This window comes from Pseudomonas juntendi, assembly GCF_021560075.1.
Taxonomy (GTDB): Bacteria; Pseudomonadota; Gammaproteobacteria; order Pseudomonadales; family Pseudomonadaceae; genus Aquipseudomonas; species Aquipseudomonas juntendi.
Window position 1 is genome coordinate 2,081,936 of the sequence record NZ_CP091088.1, and the last position, 15,737, is coordinate 2,097,672.

A 15,737-nucleotide genomic window follows, 5' to 3' on the forward strand; every position below is an offset into this window, starting at 1 on the left:
CGGGCAGGGCACTTTTGAACTGCCGGGGCGTCGAAATGCCACCGTTTTTTTCCTTGAGGTATCACCGATGAAAGCCTGGATCTGCCTTCCCCTGATTGCTCTGGCCCTTGCCGGCTGCGCAGGCAAGACGGCCTACCGAGAAAGTTGTGCGACCCAGCTGGATGCCGCCTGGAAGGAGCTTGACCTGGCCAAGGCCGAAGGCTTTGCCGGCGCCGTGAGTTATTCCAAGGCTTTGTCGTTACTCACCGGTGCTAAAACCCAGCAGCAGTTCGAAGGTTATGAAAGCTGCACGCGCAAAGCCGAGAAGGCGCGCTTCTACATTCGTGAGTCCCGCGCCGGGCGTTGATCGAGGAGCGTTCCATGTCTGCCATGCTTGACTCCGTCGTTGCCCAGATACTGGCCCTGCAGGTGCGCCTGCTGGCGTGTCGCGAACGCCTGGCTGCCGATACCGACAGCGAGGCCCTGCATGACCTGCGTATTGCCGTACGGCGGCTACGCAGCCTGCTGCGGCCACTGAGGGGGCTGCCAGGGGTGGAGCAGCTGGAGGCCGCTGCAAGCGCGCTGGGGGCCCTGACCACGCCCTTGCGTGACCAGGAAGTATTGGCTGCGCAACTGATCGCTAGCGGTTACACCGAAGCTGGGCAACGCCGTATGCAAGGCCGCGGCAGTACCTACGCCAGCGTTGCTCGCAGCCAGCAGCTGGCCCGGGTGCTGGCGATTGTTGATGCCTTTCCACTGTTCCTGCGCGCAGCAGGCCGCGAAGGCTTGGCCAAGGCATTGGACAAACGCGTCGACAAGCGCTTGGTCAAGCAGTGGCACAAACTGCACCACGCCTTGCAGGACCCCAACCACGACCGTCACCGGCTACGTTTGTTGATCAAGCGTGCGCGCTATGGCGACGAGGCCTACCCGCAATTCCAGCATGCCGGCCGGAAACTGCAGCGTCTGCTGAAAAAAGCCCAGGCCGACCTTGGCGACTGGCACGATCGCTTGCAGTGGCTGCTACAGGCGCGCGACCACGCCGACCTGGCACCTTGCCAAGCCGTTTGGCAGCAGCAGTTGCAGGAGGCCGAGCAACGAGCCGATGTGACCTTGGCCGCGCTGGCCAAGGCCATTGCACGGCGCCAGCCCGGAAAATGACCGAAATGAGGGCTGTTCGTCCCGCGTTAGCTGGCTAGGATGGGCACACCCTTTTCGCCGCAGGCAGGAGCCGGTCCATGAATTTCAATCAACTGCTCGACGCCGTGCGGGCCAACCCCGACGCAGTCAGCATTCCGCCGACCTGGGCGCAAGGCCGAGCGGCATTTGGCGGCCTCATGGCGGCCCTTGTGTACGAGGCGATGCGCCTCAAGCTGTGTGACAGCCGCCCAGCGCGCTCCCTGACCATCACCTTCGTGGCCCCTGCAGCGGCAGACGTACCTATCCGCTTCGAGGTGGAGGTGCTGCGCGAGGGCAAGGCGGTCAGCACCTTGCTTGGCCGCGCGGTACAGGCGGGCCAGGTGGTGACGCTGGTGCAAGGCAGCTTTGGGGCAGGGCGGCCTTCGGTCGTGCAGGTACCGGCGTTACCGGCTACGGAAATGAAGGCGCTCGAAGAGGCGGCTCCGGAGCTGCCCTATATCAAGGGGGTCACGCCGGAATTCATGCGCCATGTGGCCTTGCGCTGGGCCGTGGGCGGGCTGCCATTCAGTGGTAATCAGTCGAGGAAGATGGGCGGTTGGGTGCGCTTGCGCGATGTCGCCGACGAACGCGTCAATGAAGCGCACCTGCTTGCCTTGGTCGATGCGTGGCCGCCGAGCCTGATGCCGTTCCTGAAGCAACCCGCAGCTGGCAGCACGCTGACCTGGACGATCGAGTTCATTCAGCCTGTGGTCACGGTGTCTACCCAGGACTGGTGCCGCTATTGCGTTGAAACCGAATATGCCCGGGATGGCTATGGCCATGCGGCAGCAGCCCTGTGGACCGCTCAAGGTCAATTGCTGGCGCTGAGCCGGCAGACTGTCACCGTGTTCGCCTGACAGGCCGGCACAGGGCCATCGGCTCAGCGCCGGTGCTTGTGGCGCTCCCGCCATGCCTTCAGCCAGGCGCCACTGAAAACAAAACGCGGGAAGGTGATGAACTGCTCCGTCAACAGGCGCTGCACGGCATCCTGGCGGTTAGCGAACGGCTCAGGTTGCTGGGCTTCCAGGCGGTGCCCCTGGCGCTGCAGGCCCAAGCCGGCAACCAAGGCGATGATACCCACCGCGATCTGGCTCAGGTCGAGCCCGAGCAGGCCCGACAGTACCAGCAGCGCGCCCAGGATGAACAACGGGACGGCAATCAGGTGCAGCACCAGGTTTGTCGGGTGACGGTGGTTATGGTGGTAGCCGCGCCATTGCCAGGCGGGCAGGTTGGGCAGACGTTTACTCATGGGCATTTCCTCATCCAATGCCCAAAGCTTAGTGCTGCCCGCGCAGGGGGGCCAATCGAGGCTGGCTATGGTGGCTATAGCTTGAGCTGGCCGATGGCCTTGTTGAGCGCCCCAGCCAAGGTCGCCAGCTCGCTACTGGTGGTGGCCGAGCACACCGTCTGTTGCACGGTCTGCTCGGTGACATCACGAATGCTCACCACCGCGCGGTTCATTTCCTCGGCCACCTGGCTTTGTTGCTCGGCTGCCACGGCAATCTGCGTGTTGCTCTCGCGCATCTGCGCCACGGCACCGGTGATCTCGGCCAGGGCTTCACCGGCTTCCTGAGCCTGGCGCACGCAATCATCGGCCTTGTACGAGCTTTCCTGCATGAACTCCACCGCATCGCGGGTACCCGACTGCAGTGCCGAGACCATTGTGGTGATTTCGTCAGTGGAGGTTTGCACGCGCTTGGCCAGGTTGCGCACCTCATCGGCGACCACGGCGAACCCGCGGCCCAGGTCGCCGGCGCGTGCGGCTTCGATGGCGGCGTTGAGCGCAAGCAGGTTGGTTTGTTCGGCGATGCTGTGAATCACATTGACGACCCCGTTGATTTTCTGGCTGTCATCGGCCAACTGGCGAATCATCTCGGCGGTTTGCTGAACACCGCTGGACAGCCCGGAAATCGAATCCTGGACCCGGCTTACCACCTCTTTGCCGCTGCCGGCCAGGGTGTCGGCGGTTTGGGACAGGTCACGGGTAGCGCCGGCATGCTGGGCGATGTGGTGCACGGTTGCCGACATTTGGTTGATGGCGGTGGCCGCCTGGTCGGTTTCGCTTTGCTGGCCAAGCATGCCGTGGCGCACATCGTTCATGCTGGCGGCCAGGCGCGCAGCGCCCGAGTCCAGCTGCGCGGCAGTGTGGGCGACGGTGCTGACGACGCGGTGGTAGGTGGCCTGCATGGCGTTGAAGGCACCGGCCATCTGGCCGACCTCATCACCACAGGCCAGTGGCACACGGGCTGCCAGGTCGCCGGTTTTTTCCACGTGCAGTATCACATCCTTGAGGGTATTGAGCTGGCTGAGCAGAAAACGGATGAGCAGTTGCGAGGCAGCGAGCATGGCCAGCATCAGAATCAGGACACACACCGCGTAATTGCTGAAGCGTTCGAAGAACACCTGGCGCAGACTGGGCGACGGGGCCACTACCGCCATGTACTGATTGCCGCTGCGCACGACCTGTGCGCCGCGCAGCGGGTTGTCGCCCAGCACCCAGGCACCTGGCAGGTCCACCCAGCCCTGGCCGTCGCGCAGGCGCTCGAGCGGTTCACCGGCAAAGGTGGGCGTTTGCCCGGCTGACCAGCTGATCACATTGGCCTGGCGCGGTATTGGCTGCTGGCTTGGCCAGGCAGCCAGCAGCTCGGCTTGCTGCACCGCCTGTACCTGGGCCACCTCGGCGCGGGCGCGTTGCTCCAGGTGCACGGCATACACCACCAGCAGCAAGGTCGTGACAAAGGCCACCGCGTTGACGGCCCAGAATTTGTACTTCAAGGAAACATTGCTAAGCCAGGCACCCATGGGCAGGTCTTCTCTGAGTTGAGCGGAAACAATATTGGCAAGGTGCCATCATTGTGCCAGCTCGTGCCAGGGCCGTTGTTGATGTGTATCAAGAAAAAACAACGGTGTTGTTCTCCTGCCTCAACCGGCCCCGTCAGCTCAGATCTGGAAGAACGCCCCTGCCGTGGCCGTGGTGTGCGCTGCCGTATGTTCGACCGTTTCACCCCGGTGCAAGGCCACTTCATGCAGTACTTGCGGCAAGAAGGCCGGCTCATTGCGGCCGTTCTTGGGTTTGGGGCGCAGGGTGCGGGGCAGCAGATAGGGGGCATCGCTTTCCAGCATCAGCCGGCCTTCGGCAATGTTGCCCACCAGCGCGTGCAGGTGCGTCCCCCGGCGCTCGTCGCAGATCCAGCCGGTGATACCGATGTGCAGGTCCATGTCGAGGTAGGCGAACAGCGCCTCACGCTCCCCAGTGAAACAATGCACGACCGCCGCGCTCAGGTGGTCGCGGTAATCCTTGAGAATGGCCAGCAAGCGCTCGCTGGCATCGCGCTCATGCAGGAACACCGGCAGGCGTAGCTCAACGGCCAGCGCCAACTGGGCTTCCAGAGCTTTTTCTTGCAGGGGGCGAGGGGAGAAATCACGGTTGAAGTCCAGGCCGCATTCGCCCACAGCACGTACCCGTGCCTCGCTTAGCAGTTGGCGCAGCCGGCCTTCGCTACCGGCCTCCCATGCCTTGGCATCGTGGGGGTGCACGCCGGCAGTGGCAAACAGATGCGCGCCACTGGCGTCCAGTTGCTGGCACAGCTCCAGTGCCTGTTCGCTGACTGCCAGGCTGGTGCCCGTCAGCACCATCTGGGTCACCCCGGCTTCGATGGCGCGCTCGACGACGGCCGCCTGCTGGTCGTGGAAGCTGCTGTTGGTCAGGTTGACGCCGATATCGATCAGTTGCATGGTGGTCTCTCGTGCCGCGGAGCGGCCAGCATAGCAAAAACCGGGTTTTTCTGAACAAAACCAAGAACTTCATGCTGTGGCCGGGGTCTTTTGCCGTCATTTGTCACTTGGCGTGCGACCCTGGATGCCGCCCCCGAATGGATCTTTTTGCGCATGCGATTCTGGCTCACTTTCCTGTTGGCGCTCGGGCTGGTCTTGTCCGGGACGGCCCTTGCGCAAACCCAAGGGCCGCAACATAACCCTGCGCCTGCCAAGGTTCGCGACTTGCAGCAGATCCGCAGCAGCAAGGTGCTGCGGGTGCTGGTCAACCAAAGCCGCAATAGCTCGGGCGAGGTCAAGGGCGAACCGGTCGGCATCGAGTATTACCGCCTGCGGGCCCTGGAACACTTCCTCAACGCGCGCAGCGACGATGATCAACAGATCGAGCTGCAGCTCATACCGCGGGCCAAGGAGCAATTGCTCGGCGCCCTGGCGCGTGGCGAGGGCGACCTTGCTGCACCGGGCGAGCTGCTGGACCCAGGCACTGTGCGCGGTGTCAGCAGCAGCGCACCGCTACTCGATCAGGTGCCGCTGACACTGGTCGGGCGCAAAGGCGAGCGCAGCTTCAGCAAGCTCGAGCAGCTGTCGGGGCGAACCGTGGCATTGACCAGTGCCAGCGCGGCGGGCCCATTCATCCAGCAGGCCAACCAGCAATTGGCCCTGCGCAAGCGGCCGCCGATCAAGGTGGAGTGGGTCGACTCGACATTGGCCGTGGAAGATGTGCTGGAGATGGTCCAGGCCGGCATCTACCACCTGACCGTGGTGGAGCAGCCTATTGCCCGGCGTTGGGCGCGGGTGATGCCGCGCCTGCGCCTGCACAGCGGTGTGCGTCTGGGGCCGCCGCAGGCCATGCGCTGGTATGTCGGGCGTGATGCGCCGCAGCTGCTCGCTGCAGTCGATCGCTTCCTCAAGGGTTACCGGGCGCCAGACAACCAGGATGCCGCGTTCGAGCGGATTTACCGCCGCCAGTATCGGGTGCACAACCCGTTGGCCAGCAAGGACCGCCGGCGTCTGGCAGCGCTGCGGGAGGTGTTGCAGAAGCATGGGCAGGCGCAACAGATCGACTGGCTGAACCTGGCGGCGCTGGCGTTCAAGGAGTCGACACTGAACCCGGCCGCACGCGGCAGCGGTGGGGCCCATGGGCTGATGCAGATCACCCCGGCAGCAGCCCAGCGTGTGGGGGTGAGCAACACGGCCACGGTAGACGGCAACGTGCTGGCCAGCGCGCGCTACCTGGCGCTGATCCGCCGCACGTTTTTCGCCAGCCCCAAAATCAACGAGCGCGAGCGCATGGCGTTCGTGCTTGCTGCCTACAACCTTGGCCCCGAACGCGTTCAGGCCATGCGCGCCGAAGCTCGCCGACGCGGGCTCAATGGCAACCAATGGTTCTTCCAGACCGAGCGTATTGCCATGGAGCAGGTGGGCATGGGGCCGGTGAACTTCGTCAACAGTGTCAACAAGTACTACCTGGCATTCAACCGCGAACGTGCAGCGCTTGAACGTGTAGCCAAGCGATGAAGTATCGATTTATTAGATAGCTATGCTGGGTTTTTTGCGATTCTAATATCTTAGAAACTGATTAAGATGGCGTCCATCTCAACATAACTGCATCGCCTCAAGGACGCTTCGCCATGAACAACAACACGCTCAATGCCCTGTTTTCCACCCGTGCCGGCGTTGGCCTGAGCATTATCCGCATACTGGTCGGCATCATCTTCGTGGCGCATGGTGCGCAAAAGCTGTTCGGCATGTTTGGCGGCTATGGCCTGGAAGGCACCGGCCAGTGGATGGAAAGCATCGGCCTGGCGCCGGGTTATCTGATGGCCCTGTTGTCCGGTAGTGCCGAGTTCTTCGGCGGGTTGGCCCTGGTGCTGGGGCTGCTGGCGCGCCCGGCGGCGCTGGCACTGAGCGTGACCCTGATCGTGGCGATTTTCTCGGTGCACATTGGCAATGGCTTGTTCATGTCCAACAACGGCTACGAGTTTGCCCTGGCGCTGCTCGCCGGTACCGTTGCCGTGATGATCGAAGGTGCCGGGCGCTTCTCGCTGGACCGCCTGATCGCCCGCTGACCCTTTGCAAGCTGTGAGCGACAAGCCGCAAGCAAGGGCGGGCCTTTCCTCGGCCTGCTTCTGCTTGCGGCTTGTCGCTTGCAACTTGAAGCTCATCGCTCTAGCATACCGCCTGCGCCGATTTAAACAGCTACTTGCGGGGCGCAGGAAAGCCCCTTGTGCGGCTCGTCCGAAATACCGCTAAAGCGCTGGTTCGGTGACGCCTCCCACCGCTGCCCAGCGGGATTCGCGAGGCGGAGAGAAGCACCATGAGTTGCCCACGTACCAGTGTCTGTTTGAGCCCTTTGCCTGCACACCAGGCATCCCGCACGCCGCGCATCCTGCTCGGCGGCCAGCATCAGCCCACTCTTTTGCGTCACCTCGAAGGCCTGTCCCGGCGCAAGGGCCAAGCACGCGCATTCCTGATCCAGTTCGCCGATGACGCCTGCAATCTTGCGCAGTATGGGCAGGACCGTTTCGACCTTGCGGTCATTCAGTCGCCCGGCCCGCAGGACGCTGCCGAGGTCATCGGCCACCTCACCCGTATCGCGCGCCAGGGCCTGATCACCCGCCGCTGAGGAGCGTTTGTTGAGCACCAACATCATCACCAGCGAAGGCCACGCGGCGCTGAAGAAAGAGCTGGACCACCTGTGGCGGGTCTATCGCCCCGAGATCACCCAGAAGGTCGCCTGGGCGGCGTCGCTGGGGGACCGTAGCGAGAATGCCGACTACCAGTACAACAAGAAGCTGCTGCGCGAGATCGACCGCCGGGTGCGGTATTTGCGCAAGCGTCTCGAGGATGTGAAGGTGGTGGCCTATTCCCCCGAGCAGGAAGGCAAGGTGTTTTTCGGCGCCTGGGTCGAGATCGAGAACGACGACGGCGAGACCATGAAGTTTCGCATCGTGGGTTATGACGAAATCTACGGCCGCAATGACTACATCTCGATCGACTCACCCATGGCCCGCGCCTTGCTGAAGAAGCAGGAGGGTGACGAGGTGCTGGTACACACACCTACCGGTGAAGCCACGTGGTATGTGAACAGCATCAGCTACGGCCAGTGAATTGCGGCTGCATGTGCCGGCCCGGATGCCGGGCCGGCACATGCAGCCTCAAGTGTCCCGCAGTACCGCCAAAGGGCTGGCATTGAGCGCCCGCCGCGTGCCTATCACCCCCGCGCCGCCTACCAGCAAAGCCCCTGTCAATGGCAGCAACAGCAACCAGGGGTGCGGCCCCCACTGCAGATTGAAGGCATAGCGGTAAAGCACCAGGGTGATCAGTTCGCAACCCAGGGCCGCCAACAACCCGCTGGCTGCCCCGAGCAGGCCGAACTCGATCCGCCGTGCCCTGACCAGCAGCGGCCTGGGCGCGCCCAGTGCACGCAGCAGGGCGCCTTGGCGAATGCGCTCATCCAGCGTTGCCTGCAAACCGGCGAACAGCACCGCCAGCCCTGCCGCCAGGACGAACAGCAGCACATATTCCACGGCCAGGGTCACCTGGGCGAGGATGCTGCGCAGTTGGTCGAGCAGGGCATCGACCTGCAGGATGGTCACTGCCGGGAACGCACGTGACAGGGTCACCACGTCCAGGTCGTGCCCCGGCGCCAGGTAGAAGCTGGTCAGGTAGGTGGTCGGCAGACCTTGCAGGGTGCCGGGTTGGAAGATCATGTAGAAGTTGGGCTGGAAGCTGTCCCAATGCACACTGCGCAAGCTGCTGACCCTGGCTTGGCGCTGTTGGCCGCCGATATCGAACGTCAGCAGGTCGCCAGTCTGAAGCTTCAGGCTCTTGGCCAGCTCTGCCTCCACCGATACCCCGGGGATTTCGTGTTCGCCGGGCAATGCTTGCCACCAGCTCCCGGCTGTCAACGCATTGCCTTCGGGCAGTTCGGCGGCCCAGGTCAGGCTGAGGTCGCGCTGCACGGCGCGCTCGCCTGCCGAATCCTTGCTGACGATCTGCTGCACCGGTTGTTGGTTGATCTGCACCAGCCGCCCCGGTGTCACCGGGTATAGTGGGGCCGCGACGGCGTTGACCTGCTGCAGGTGCTGAGCGAACGGCTCGCGGTCGTCTGGCAGGATATTCAGGGCGAAATAGTTGGGCGCATCCTTGGGTAGCTGGGCCTGCCAGGTGTCGAGCAATTCCGCCCGCAGCAGGGCGACCAGGGCCATGGCCAGCAGGATCAGGCCGAACGCCAACGCCTGGCCAGCGGCGGCCATGGGGTGGCGCAGCAACTGGCCCAACCCCAGGCGCCAGGTCAGCGGGGCGCCGGCCAGCAAGCGGCGCAGGCTGCACAAGCCGAGCAGCAGCAGGCCACCGAGCAGCAGCGCAGCAACCAGGCCGCCAGCCAGCAGGGCGAAGGTCAGCAGCAGGTCCAGGCTTAGCCGCCACATGATCAGGCCTAGCGCGAACAGGGCTGCACCGTAGACCAGCCAACTGCTGGGCGGTATCGGCAACAGGTCGCGGCGCAGTACGCGCAATGGCGGCACCTGGCCCAGCGCCGCGATCGGTGGCAGGGCAAAGCCGGCCAGTGCTACCAGCCCTGTGGCGATGCCGGCCAGGGCCGGTAGTACGCCCCCGGCTGGGACCACGCTGGGAAGCAGGCCGTGCAGTACGCGGAACAGGCCCAGCTGGGCAAGCCAGCCCAGCAGCGCGCCGGCCAGCGCCGCTACTACGCCGAGCATGGCCAGTTGCAGGCAGTACAGGCCAAGGGCCTGCCGGCGCGACAGGCCCAGGCAACGCAGCAGGGCACTGGCGTCCAGGCGCCGTGCAGCGTAGCGGCTGGCCGACAAGGCTACGGCCACGCCGGCCAGCAACACTGCCACCAGGCTGGCCATGTTCAGGTAGCGTTCTGCCTTGCCCAGGGCGCCGCCGATCTGCTGGTTGCCATCGCGGGTATCGCGCAGGCGCTGGTTGGCGGCCAGGCCTTTCTCAATTGCCTGGCGGTACTGCGCCAGTGCTTCGCTGTCGCCACGCCACAGGTCCCGGTAGGTAACCCGGCTGCCAGGCTGGATCACCCCGGTCGCCTGCAGGTCGGCCAGGTTGATCATCACCCGCGGCGTGAGGCTGTAGAAGTTGTTGGCGCGGTCCGGCTCATAGGTCAGTACCCGGCTCATGCGCAGGGTTTTCATGCCGACGTCGATGCTGTCGCCTATCGACAGCCCCAAGGCCGCCAACAGGCGCGGTTCCACCCATGCTTCACCGGGCGCCGGCCCGCCACCCGGGCGTTCAGCACCATATGGGGCCGCGGCGCTGCGCAGCTGCCCACGCAGGGGGTAGGCGCTGTCGGCCGCTTTCACGCTGGACAGCTGGATACCGCTATCGCCGCCGACCACACTGGTGAACTCGACCACCTGAGCGTGGCGCAAGCCCAGTGCCTGGCCGGCCGCGAGTTGTTGTTCTCGGGCCGGGGCGCTGCCTTGCAACACCAGGTCGGCGCCAAGGAATTCGCTGGCGCGCAGTTGCATGGCGCCGTTCAGGCGGGCACCGAAATAGCCGATGGCGGTGCTGGCTGCCACCGCTACCAGCAGGGCGAAGAACAACACCCGCACTTCGCTGGCACGAAGGTCGCGAAGCAACTGGCGCAGGGCAAGGCCGCACAGGCGGGACAGCGGCATGTGCTTCATCAGGCCTCCACCGCTGCCACCAGGCGGCCTGCGTCCAGCCGGATCTGGCGGCGGCAGCGGCGGGCCAGGCGTTCGTCATGGGTAACCAGCACCAGTGTGGTGCCACGCTCCTGGTTCAGCTCGAACAGCAGGTCGCTGATACGCTCGCCGGTGTGGCTGTCCAGGTTGCCGGTGGGTTCATCGGCGAACAACACGGCAGGGTGCGCGGCGAAGGCGCGGGCGATGGCCACCCGTTGTTGCTCGCCCCCGGACAGCTGGCGTGGCGTGTGGCTGAGGCGCGCGCCAAGGCCGACCCGTTCAAGCAAGTTGCGCGCTTGCTCGCGGGCATCGCTGCGCCCGTCAAGCTCCAGCGGCAGCATGACATTCTCCAGGGCGTTGAGGCTGTCCAGCAGTTGGAACGACTGGAACACGAAGCCGACATGTTCGGCGCGCACCCGGGCGCGCTGGTCTTCATCCAGCGGCCCGAGGTCGTGCCCGGCAAGTATCACCTTGCCAGCGCTGGGTTGGTCCAGGCCGGCGAGCAGGCCAAGCAGCGTCGACTTGCCCGAGCCCGAAGCGCCGACGATGGCCAGGCTGTCGCCCTGGGCCAGGTCGAGGGACAGGGCGTGCAGGATGGCGAGGTCACCTTCCGCACTGGGGACCACTTTGCTAAGGTTCTGCGCAACGAGAATGCTGGGGCCCATGGAGAATCCGATGCGAATAAGGTGGCTGAGTGCCGGTCTGGCCCTGTATTGCCTGGCCCAGAGCGCGGCGGCGGGAACGTTGCTGGTGGTTGGCGATAGTATCAGCGCCGGTTTTGGCCTGGATAGCCGCCAGGGGTGGGTCTCTCTGTTGCAGACCCGGCTGGAGAAGGAAGGTTTCGACGCCAAGGTGGTCAATGCGTCGATCAGTGGCGACACCAGTGCGGGTGGCCAGGCGCGCTTGCCCGCGCTGCTTGCAGCGCATAAGCCCAGCCTGGTGGTACTGGAGCTGGGCGGCAACGATGGCCTGCGCGGGCAGCCGCCTGCGCAATTGCAACAAAATCTTGCTTCGATGATCGAGCGCTCGCGGCAGGCTGGCGCCAAAGTGGTGCTGCTGGGCATGCGCCTGCCGCCCAATTACGGTGTGCGCTACACCCGTGCGTTTGCCAACGTGTATGAGCAGTTGGCGGCGGACAAAAAGGTCCCGCTGGTGCCGTTTTTCCTTGAAGGGGTAGGGGGTGTGCCAGAGTTGATGCAGGCTGATGGCATTCATCCGGCCCAGGGTGCCCAGCAGCGCTTGCTGGAAAATGCCTGGCCGGCGATAAAACCCTTGCTGTGATGCTTTAAACGGGGGCAGCTTTCGGCTAATGTTGCGCCCCCCGTTTCGAGTGCCACCGATGCCGCGCCCCGCCTGGTCCCTGTACGCCTACCAATTGATCGAGCCCGATGAGCAGCTTGACCTGTTTGCCTGCCAGGAGGTCCGCGTGCACCTGGTGGCCCGGCAGCTGGAGTTGGGTGTGCCGGTAGATCGTACCTTGTGCGGTGGGCTGCTGCCCGCGCAACCGCGCTGGTCGGGGGTGCCGCGCTCGATCTATCGCGATGGCCGCCTGTGCGAGCTGTGCCGGGCCATCCTCGATGCCCAGCGGCGGGGCATGCGCCCGGTGTGGCCTGAGCTGCACGGCAGCTGAACGACTCGCACCTTTCATCATCTGAAACGCTTGCCGCTCAGCAATGCCTCCCGCTGGCACCAGTGCAGGTGTACAATCGATTCTCTTGACCCACCTTTCGAAGGATTTACCGGATGTTGCCGCGCTTTCCTGCCGTCACCCGTAGCCTGTCCCTGGCCGCCCTGCTGGTAGCAGGCCCCGCTGCTGCGCTGGAGCTGCCACTGCCACCTCCTGGTGAAGACATCGTCGGCCAGGTGCATGTGATCAAGGCCAAGTACGAGGACACCTTCGCCGATATCGGCACCGCCAACGACCTCGGCTACCTGGAAATGATCGCTGCCAACCCGGGTGTGGACCCGTGGTTGCCGGGCGCCGGCACCGAGATCATCCTGCCCACCCGCTACATCCTGCCACCGGGACCGCGCGAAGGCGTGGTCATCAACCTGGCCGAGTACCGGTTGTACTACTACCCGAAAGGTCAAAACGTGGTGTACACCTTCCCGCTCGGTATCGGTCGTGAAGGCTGGGGTTCGCCGATCGCCAACACCAAGATCATCGCCAAGACGCCGAACCCGACCTGGACCCCGCCCGCATCCATCCGCAAAGAGCACGCGGCAGACGGCGATATCCTGCCTGCGGTGGTGCCGGCAGGCCCGGACAACCCACTGGGGCCGTTCAAGTTCACCTTGGGCGTGCCCGGCTACCTGATCCACGGTTCGAACAAGAAGTTCGGTATCGGCATGCGCACCAGCCACGGTTGCTTCCGCATGCTCAACAACAACGTGTTGGAACTCTCCAAGCTGGTGCCGGTGGGTACGCCGGTGCGCATCATCAACGAGCCTTACAAGTTTGGTATCAGTGGCGGCAAGGTGTACCTCGAGGCACACACCCCGCTGGATGACCAGGGCAATCCGTCGGTAGTCGACAAGCATACCGCTGTCATCAATGCCTTGCTCAAGCGCGAAGACCTGGCCAACAACCTGCGCATGAACTGGGACATGGTGCGTGATGTGGTGGCTGCAGAAGATGGCATGCCGGTAGAAATTGCCGTACCGGTCGAAAACCAGGCAGGCGCACCGGTGGTTTCCAGCATTCCCCCAGAACTGCAGTAAGGCAGTGGCGATACAGGGAGGCCCGCCTTTGTGCGGGCCTTTTCGTAACAGTTGGAAGGCGCGGCAACGAGCAGGCAAAAAAAAGCCGACCCACAAGTGGGTCGGCTTCTTAACAATCCGTAAGGATTATTACTTGCGGCTGGCTTTGTCCAGCATACGCAGAGCGCGCTCGTTGGCTTCGTCAGCGGTCTGCTGAGCCTTCTGAGCGGCTGCCAGTGCGTCGTCAGCCTTACGGTAGGCTTCATCGGCACGGGCTTGAGCGCGAGCGGCTGCGTCTTCAGTCGCAGTCAGACGAGCTTCAGTTTCTTTGGAGACGCTGCTGCAACCGGTAGCCAGAACTGCGGCCAGAGCCAGAGCAGAGAATTTCAGAACGTTGTTCATCGTGTTCCCCTTCAAGGACTTTCTATTAAATAGCCATCTCTCGGAAAAGAGAAACTGGCCGGCGTACATAGTACTCATTACTTGTAGTAAGTAAACTGACTGAGCGCAAGAACTGCAAAAAAAATGTTGCTTGACGTGCCCCCGACACGCTGCGCGAGCTGGGCGTGATCAACAACCTGCCGTGCCCGCAAGCAAGTGTAATACAGGAACTTTTTTGTTGAACTAAGGGTGACTTGTACGGTCTTTCGGCGTCTTAAAGCCTAGAGCATCCAGCGGCTGCAGGGGCAACGGCATTAAGTGAAGAGGGTAGCGCCAGGCCCTTTTTAACTGTCGAAACCTTGAGTAAATCCGCATGCCGCGCCTACTATCTTGTGAGCGCCAGAAGACTCGAACGATTGCAACCGTCCAGTGGTCGTATGGGCAACAGGTGGCGTAGAGCATTCTGTGCCGGATTAAACCACCATCGGTTAAGGGAAGGGTCTACCTGAAAGACCTGCGAGGAGTAGTGATGAGCGAATCGTTGACCATCCACCATGACCAGGCCGGTCATCAGTTCGAGACCATCGTGGACGGTCATCGTGCCTACCTGACGTACATGGACCTGGGCAAGCAAACGCTGGATATCTATCGCACCTTCGTGCCTAACGCCCTGCGCGGCCGTGGCATCGCTGCCGCGCTGACCGAGCAGGCACTGGCTTATGCCGAGCAGATGGGCTACACGGTGATACCGTCGTGCTCATACGTGGAGCGCTACATGGAGCGCCAGCAGCGGCACTCCACCAAGGCCTGAGCCAGGCCATGAGAGCGGGCCATGGTGAGCCCGCTCAGTAGGGCGTCAATCAGCCACGCTTGCGCTGCGGCAATACATCTTTGAGCTTGGCACGCATGCTGCGCAGCGTTTTTTCGGTTGCCGACCAGTCGATGCAGGCATCGGTAACCGACACGCCGTATTGCAGGTCTTCCAGGTTCTTCGGAATCGACTGGCAGCCCCAGTTCAGGTGGCTTTCGACCATCAGGCCGATGATCGACTGGTTGCCTTCGAGAATCTGGTTGGCGACGTTCTCCATCACCAGTGGTTGCAGGGCCGGGTCCTTGTTGGAGTTGGCGTGGCTGCAGTCGACCATGATGTTTGCCTTGATCTTGGCCTTGGCAAGGTCTTGCTCGCACAGCGCAACGCTGACCGAATCGTAGTTGGGTTTGCCATTACCGCCGCGCAGTACCACGTGGCCGTATGGGTTGCCCTTGGTGGTGACGATCGACACGCCGCCTTCCTGGTTGATACCCAGGAAGCGATGTGGCTTGGACACCGACTGCAAGGCGTTGATGGCGACGGTCAGGCCGCCATCGGTGCCGTTCTTGAAACCTACCGCCGATGACAGCCCCGAGGCCATCTCGCGGTGGGTTTGCGATTCGGTGGTACGGGCGCCGATAGCCGACCAGCTGATCAGGTCCTGCAGGTATTGCGGGGAGATAGGGTCCAGCGCTTCGGTCGCGGTCGGCAGGCCCATTTCCGCCAAATCCAGCAGCAGCTTGCGGCCGATGTGCAGGCCGTCCTGGATCTTGAACGAGTCATCCAGGTACGGGTCGTTGATCAGGCCTTTCCAACCGACCGTGGTGCGCGGCTTTTCAAAGTACACGCGCATGACCAGGTACAGGGTGTCGGACACCTCTGCGGCCAGTACTTTCAGGCGCTCGGCATATTCGTGAGCGGCCTTGATATCGTGGATGGAGCAAGGGCCGACCACAACGAACAGGCGATGGTCCTTGCCGTCGAGAATATTGCGCACCACTTCACGGCCGGCAGTCACGGTCTGCAGGGCCTTGGCGCTGAGGGGGATTTCCTTCTTGAGCTGATCAGGGGTGATCAGGGTCTCGTTGGAGGCAACGTTCAAGTCATCGATCGGTAAATCAGCCATCGTGTTACTCGTCAGGTCACGGGTGCCGGCCGCCAACAATCCCCGTGCGGCCCAGCAGCAAGAATAATCGCAACGGGGAGCCGAACCTTAGCGCGTTACAAGG

General features: G+C 63.3%; 18 protein-coding genes. 11 read left to right on the forward strand and 7 right to left on the reverse strand.

Going from position 1 to position 15,737, the window contains the following annotated elements:
* Positions 1 to 67: 67 nt before the first annotated feature.
* The 3 genes from L1P09_RS09620 (at position 68) to L1P09_RS09630 (ending at position 2,015) form a co-directional block, all read left to right on the forward strand.
* A complete protein-coding gene (locus tag L1P09_RS09620; protein WP_003259403.1) occupies positions 68 to 346 on the forward strand; it encodes a hypothetical protein in 279 nt (92 codons plus the stop codon).
* Between the two features lie 14 nt (positions 347 to 360).
* The gene (locus L1P09_RS09625; RefSeq protein WP_235768750.1) at positions 361 to 1,140 is read left to right on the forward strand and encodes a CHAD domain-containing protein; all 780 of its coding nucleotides are present in this window, start codon (positions 361 to 363) and stop codon (positions 1,138 to 1,140) included.
* A 77-nt stretch (positions 1,141 to 1,217) separates the two neighbouring features.
* Complete coding sequence (locus tag L1P09_RS09630) at positions 1,218 to 2,015, forward strand: acyl-CoA thioesterase (RefSeq protein ID WP_235768751.1); 798 nt, start codon at positions 1,218 to 1,220, stop codon at positions 2,013 to 2,015.
* 23 nt (positions 2,016 to 2,038) lie between these two features.
* Here L1P09_RS09630 and L1P09_RS09635 read toward each other — a convergent pair whose 3' ends face one another.
* The 3 genes from L1P09_RS09635 to L1P09_RS09645 all read right to left on the reverse strand — a co-directional run bounded on the left by L1P09_RS09635 (position 2,039) and on the right by L1P09_RS09645 (position 4,893).
* Positions 2,039 to 2,407: an Mpo1-like protein gene (locus L1P09_RS09635; RefSeq protein WP_235768752.1), complete on the reverse strand. Its 369-nt coding sequence runs from the start codon at positions 2,405 to 2,407 to the stop codon at positions 2,039 to 2,041.
* A gap of 74 nt (positions 2,408 to 2,481) precedes the next feature.
* Positions 2,482 to 3,960, reverse strand: a complete 1,479-nt coding sequence (locus L1P09_RS09640; RefSeq protein WP_235768753.1) for a methyl-accepting chemotaxis protein — start codon at positions 3,958 to 3,960, stop codon at positions 2,482 to 2,484.
* A 138-nt stretch (positions 3,961 to 4,098) separates the two neighbouring features.
* A complete protein-coding gene (locus L1P09_RS09645; protein ID WP_009683836.1) occupies positions 4,099 to 4,893 on the reverse strand; it encodes a TatD family hydrolase in 795 nt (264 codons plus the stop codon).
* Positions 4,894 to 5,046: 153 nt separating this feature from the next.
* Here L1P09_RS09645 and L1P09_RS09650 point away from each other — a divergent pair, with 153 nt between their 5' ends.
* The 4 genes from L1P09_RS09650 to greB all read left to right on the forward strand — a co-directional run bounded on the left by L1P09_RS09650 (position 5,047) and on the right by greB (position 8,042).
* Positions 5,047 to 6,450 (forward strand): MltF family protein, encoded by a 1,404-nt coding sequence (locus tag L1P09_RS09650; protein ID WP_235768754.1) that lies wholly within the window; start codon positions 5,047 to 5,049, stop codon positions 6,448 to 6,450.
* Positions 6,451 to 6,563: 113 nt separating this feature from the next.
* Positions 6,564 to 7,001, forward strand: coding sequence for a DoxX family protein (locus L1P09_RS09655; RefSeq protein WP_235768755.1), 438 nt, complete (start codon positions 6,564 to 6,566; stop codon positions 6,999 to 7,001).
* Between the two features lie 248 nt (positions 7,002 to 7,249).
* Positions 7,250 to 7,558 carry a hypothetical protein gene (locus L1P09_RS09660; RefSeq protein WP_009683839.1) on the forward strand — a complete coding sequence of 103 codons (309 nt, stop codon included), beginning with the start codon at positions 7,250 to 7,252 and terminating at the stop codon, positions 7,556 to 7,558.
* A 10-nt stretch (positions 7,559 to 7,568) separates the two neighbouring features.
* Complete coding sequence (greB, locus tag L1P09_RS09665; RefSeq protein WP_009683840.1) at positions 7,569 to 8,042, forward strand: transcription elongation factor GreB; 474 nt, start codon at positions 7,569 to 7,571, stop codon at positions 8,040 to 8,042.
* 48 nt (positions 8,043 to 8,090) lie between these two features.
* Here greB and L1P09_RS09670 read toward each other — a convergent pair whose 3' ends face one another.
* Positions 8,091 to 10,598: an ABC transporter permease gene (locus tag L1P09_RS09670; protein ID WP_235768756.1), complete on the reverse strand. Its 2,508-nt coding sequence runs from the start codon at positions 10,596 to 10,598 to the stop codon at positions 8,091 to 8,093.
* Entirely contained in the window at positions 10,598 to 11,281 is a 684-nt protein-coding gene (locus L1P09_RS09675) for an ABC transporter ATP-binding protein (RefSeq protein ID WP_054905364.1), read from the reverse strand. The genes L1P09_RS09670 and L1P09_RS09675 overlap by 1 nt, the downstream gene beginning before the upstream one ends.
* 10 nt (positions 11,282 to 11,291) lie before the next feature.
* Between L1P09_RS09675 and L1P09_RS09680 the strand changes: the two genes are divergently transcribed.
* The 3 genes from L1P09_RS09680 (at position 11,292) to L1P09_RS09690 (ending at position 13,337) form a co-directional block, all read left to right on the forward strand.
* Positions 11,292 to 11,897, forward strand: coding sequence for an arylesterase (locus L1P09_RS09680; protein WP_009683844.1), 606 nt, complete (start codon positions 11,292 to 11,294; stop codon positions 11,895 to 11,897).
* A 58-nt stretch (positions 11,898 to 11,955) separates the two neighbouring features.
* The gene (locus L1P09_RS09685; protein ID WP_009683845.1) at positions 11,956 to 12,246 is read left to right on the forward strand and encodes a hypothetical protein; all 291 of its coding nucleotides are present in this window, start codon (positions 11,956 to 11,958) and stop codon (positions 12,244 to 12,246) included.
* Positions 12,247 to 12,359: 113 nt separating this feature from the next.
* Complete coding sequence (locus L1P09_RS09690) at positions 12,360 to 13,337, forward strand: L,D-transpeptidase family protein (protein ID WP_009683846.1); 978 nt, start codon at positions 12,360 to 12,362, stop codon at positions 13,335 to 13,337.
* Between the two features lie 129 nt (positions 13,338 to 13,466).
* Here L1P09_RS09690 and oprI read toward each other — a convergent pair whose 3' ends face one another.
* Complete coding sequence (gene oprI, locus L1P09_RS09695) at positions 13,467 to 13,718, reverse strand: outer membrane lipoprotei OprI (RefSeq protein WP_003259780.1); 252 nt, start codon at positions 13,716 to 13,718, stop codon at positions 13,467 to 13,469.
* Positions 13,719 to 14,226: 508 nt separating this feature from the next.
* Here oprI and L1P09_RS09700 point away from each other — a divergent pair.
* Positions 14,227 to 14,508 (forward strand): GNAT family N-acetyltransferase, encoded by a 282-nt coding sequence (locus L1P09_RS09700; protein ID WP_235768757.1) that lies wholly within the window; start codon positions 14,227 to 14,229, stop codon positions 14,506 to 14,508.
* 49 nt (positions 14,509 to 14,557) lie between these two features.
* Here L1P09_RS09700 and L1P09_RS09705 read toward each other — a convergent pair whose 3' ends face one another.
* Positions 14,558 to 15,634: a 3-deoxy-7-phosphoheptulonate synthase gene (locus tag L1P09_RS09705; RefSeq protein ID WP_009683848.1), complete on the reverse strand. Its 1,077-nt coding sequence runs from the start codon at positions 15,632 to 15,634 to the stop codon at positions 14,558 to 14,560.
* Positions 15,635 to 15,737 lie beyond the last annotated feature (103 nt).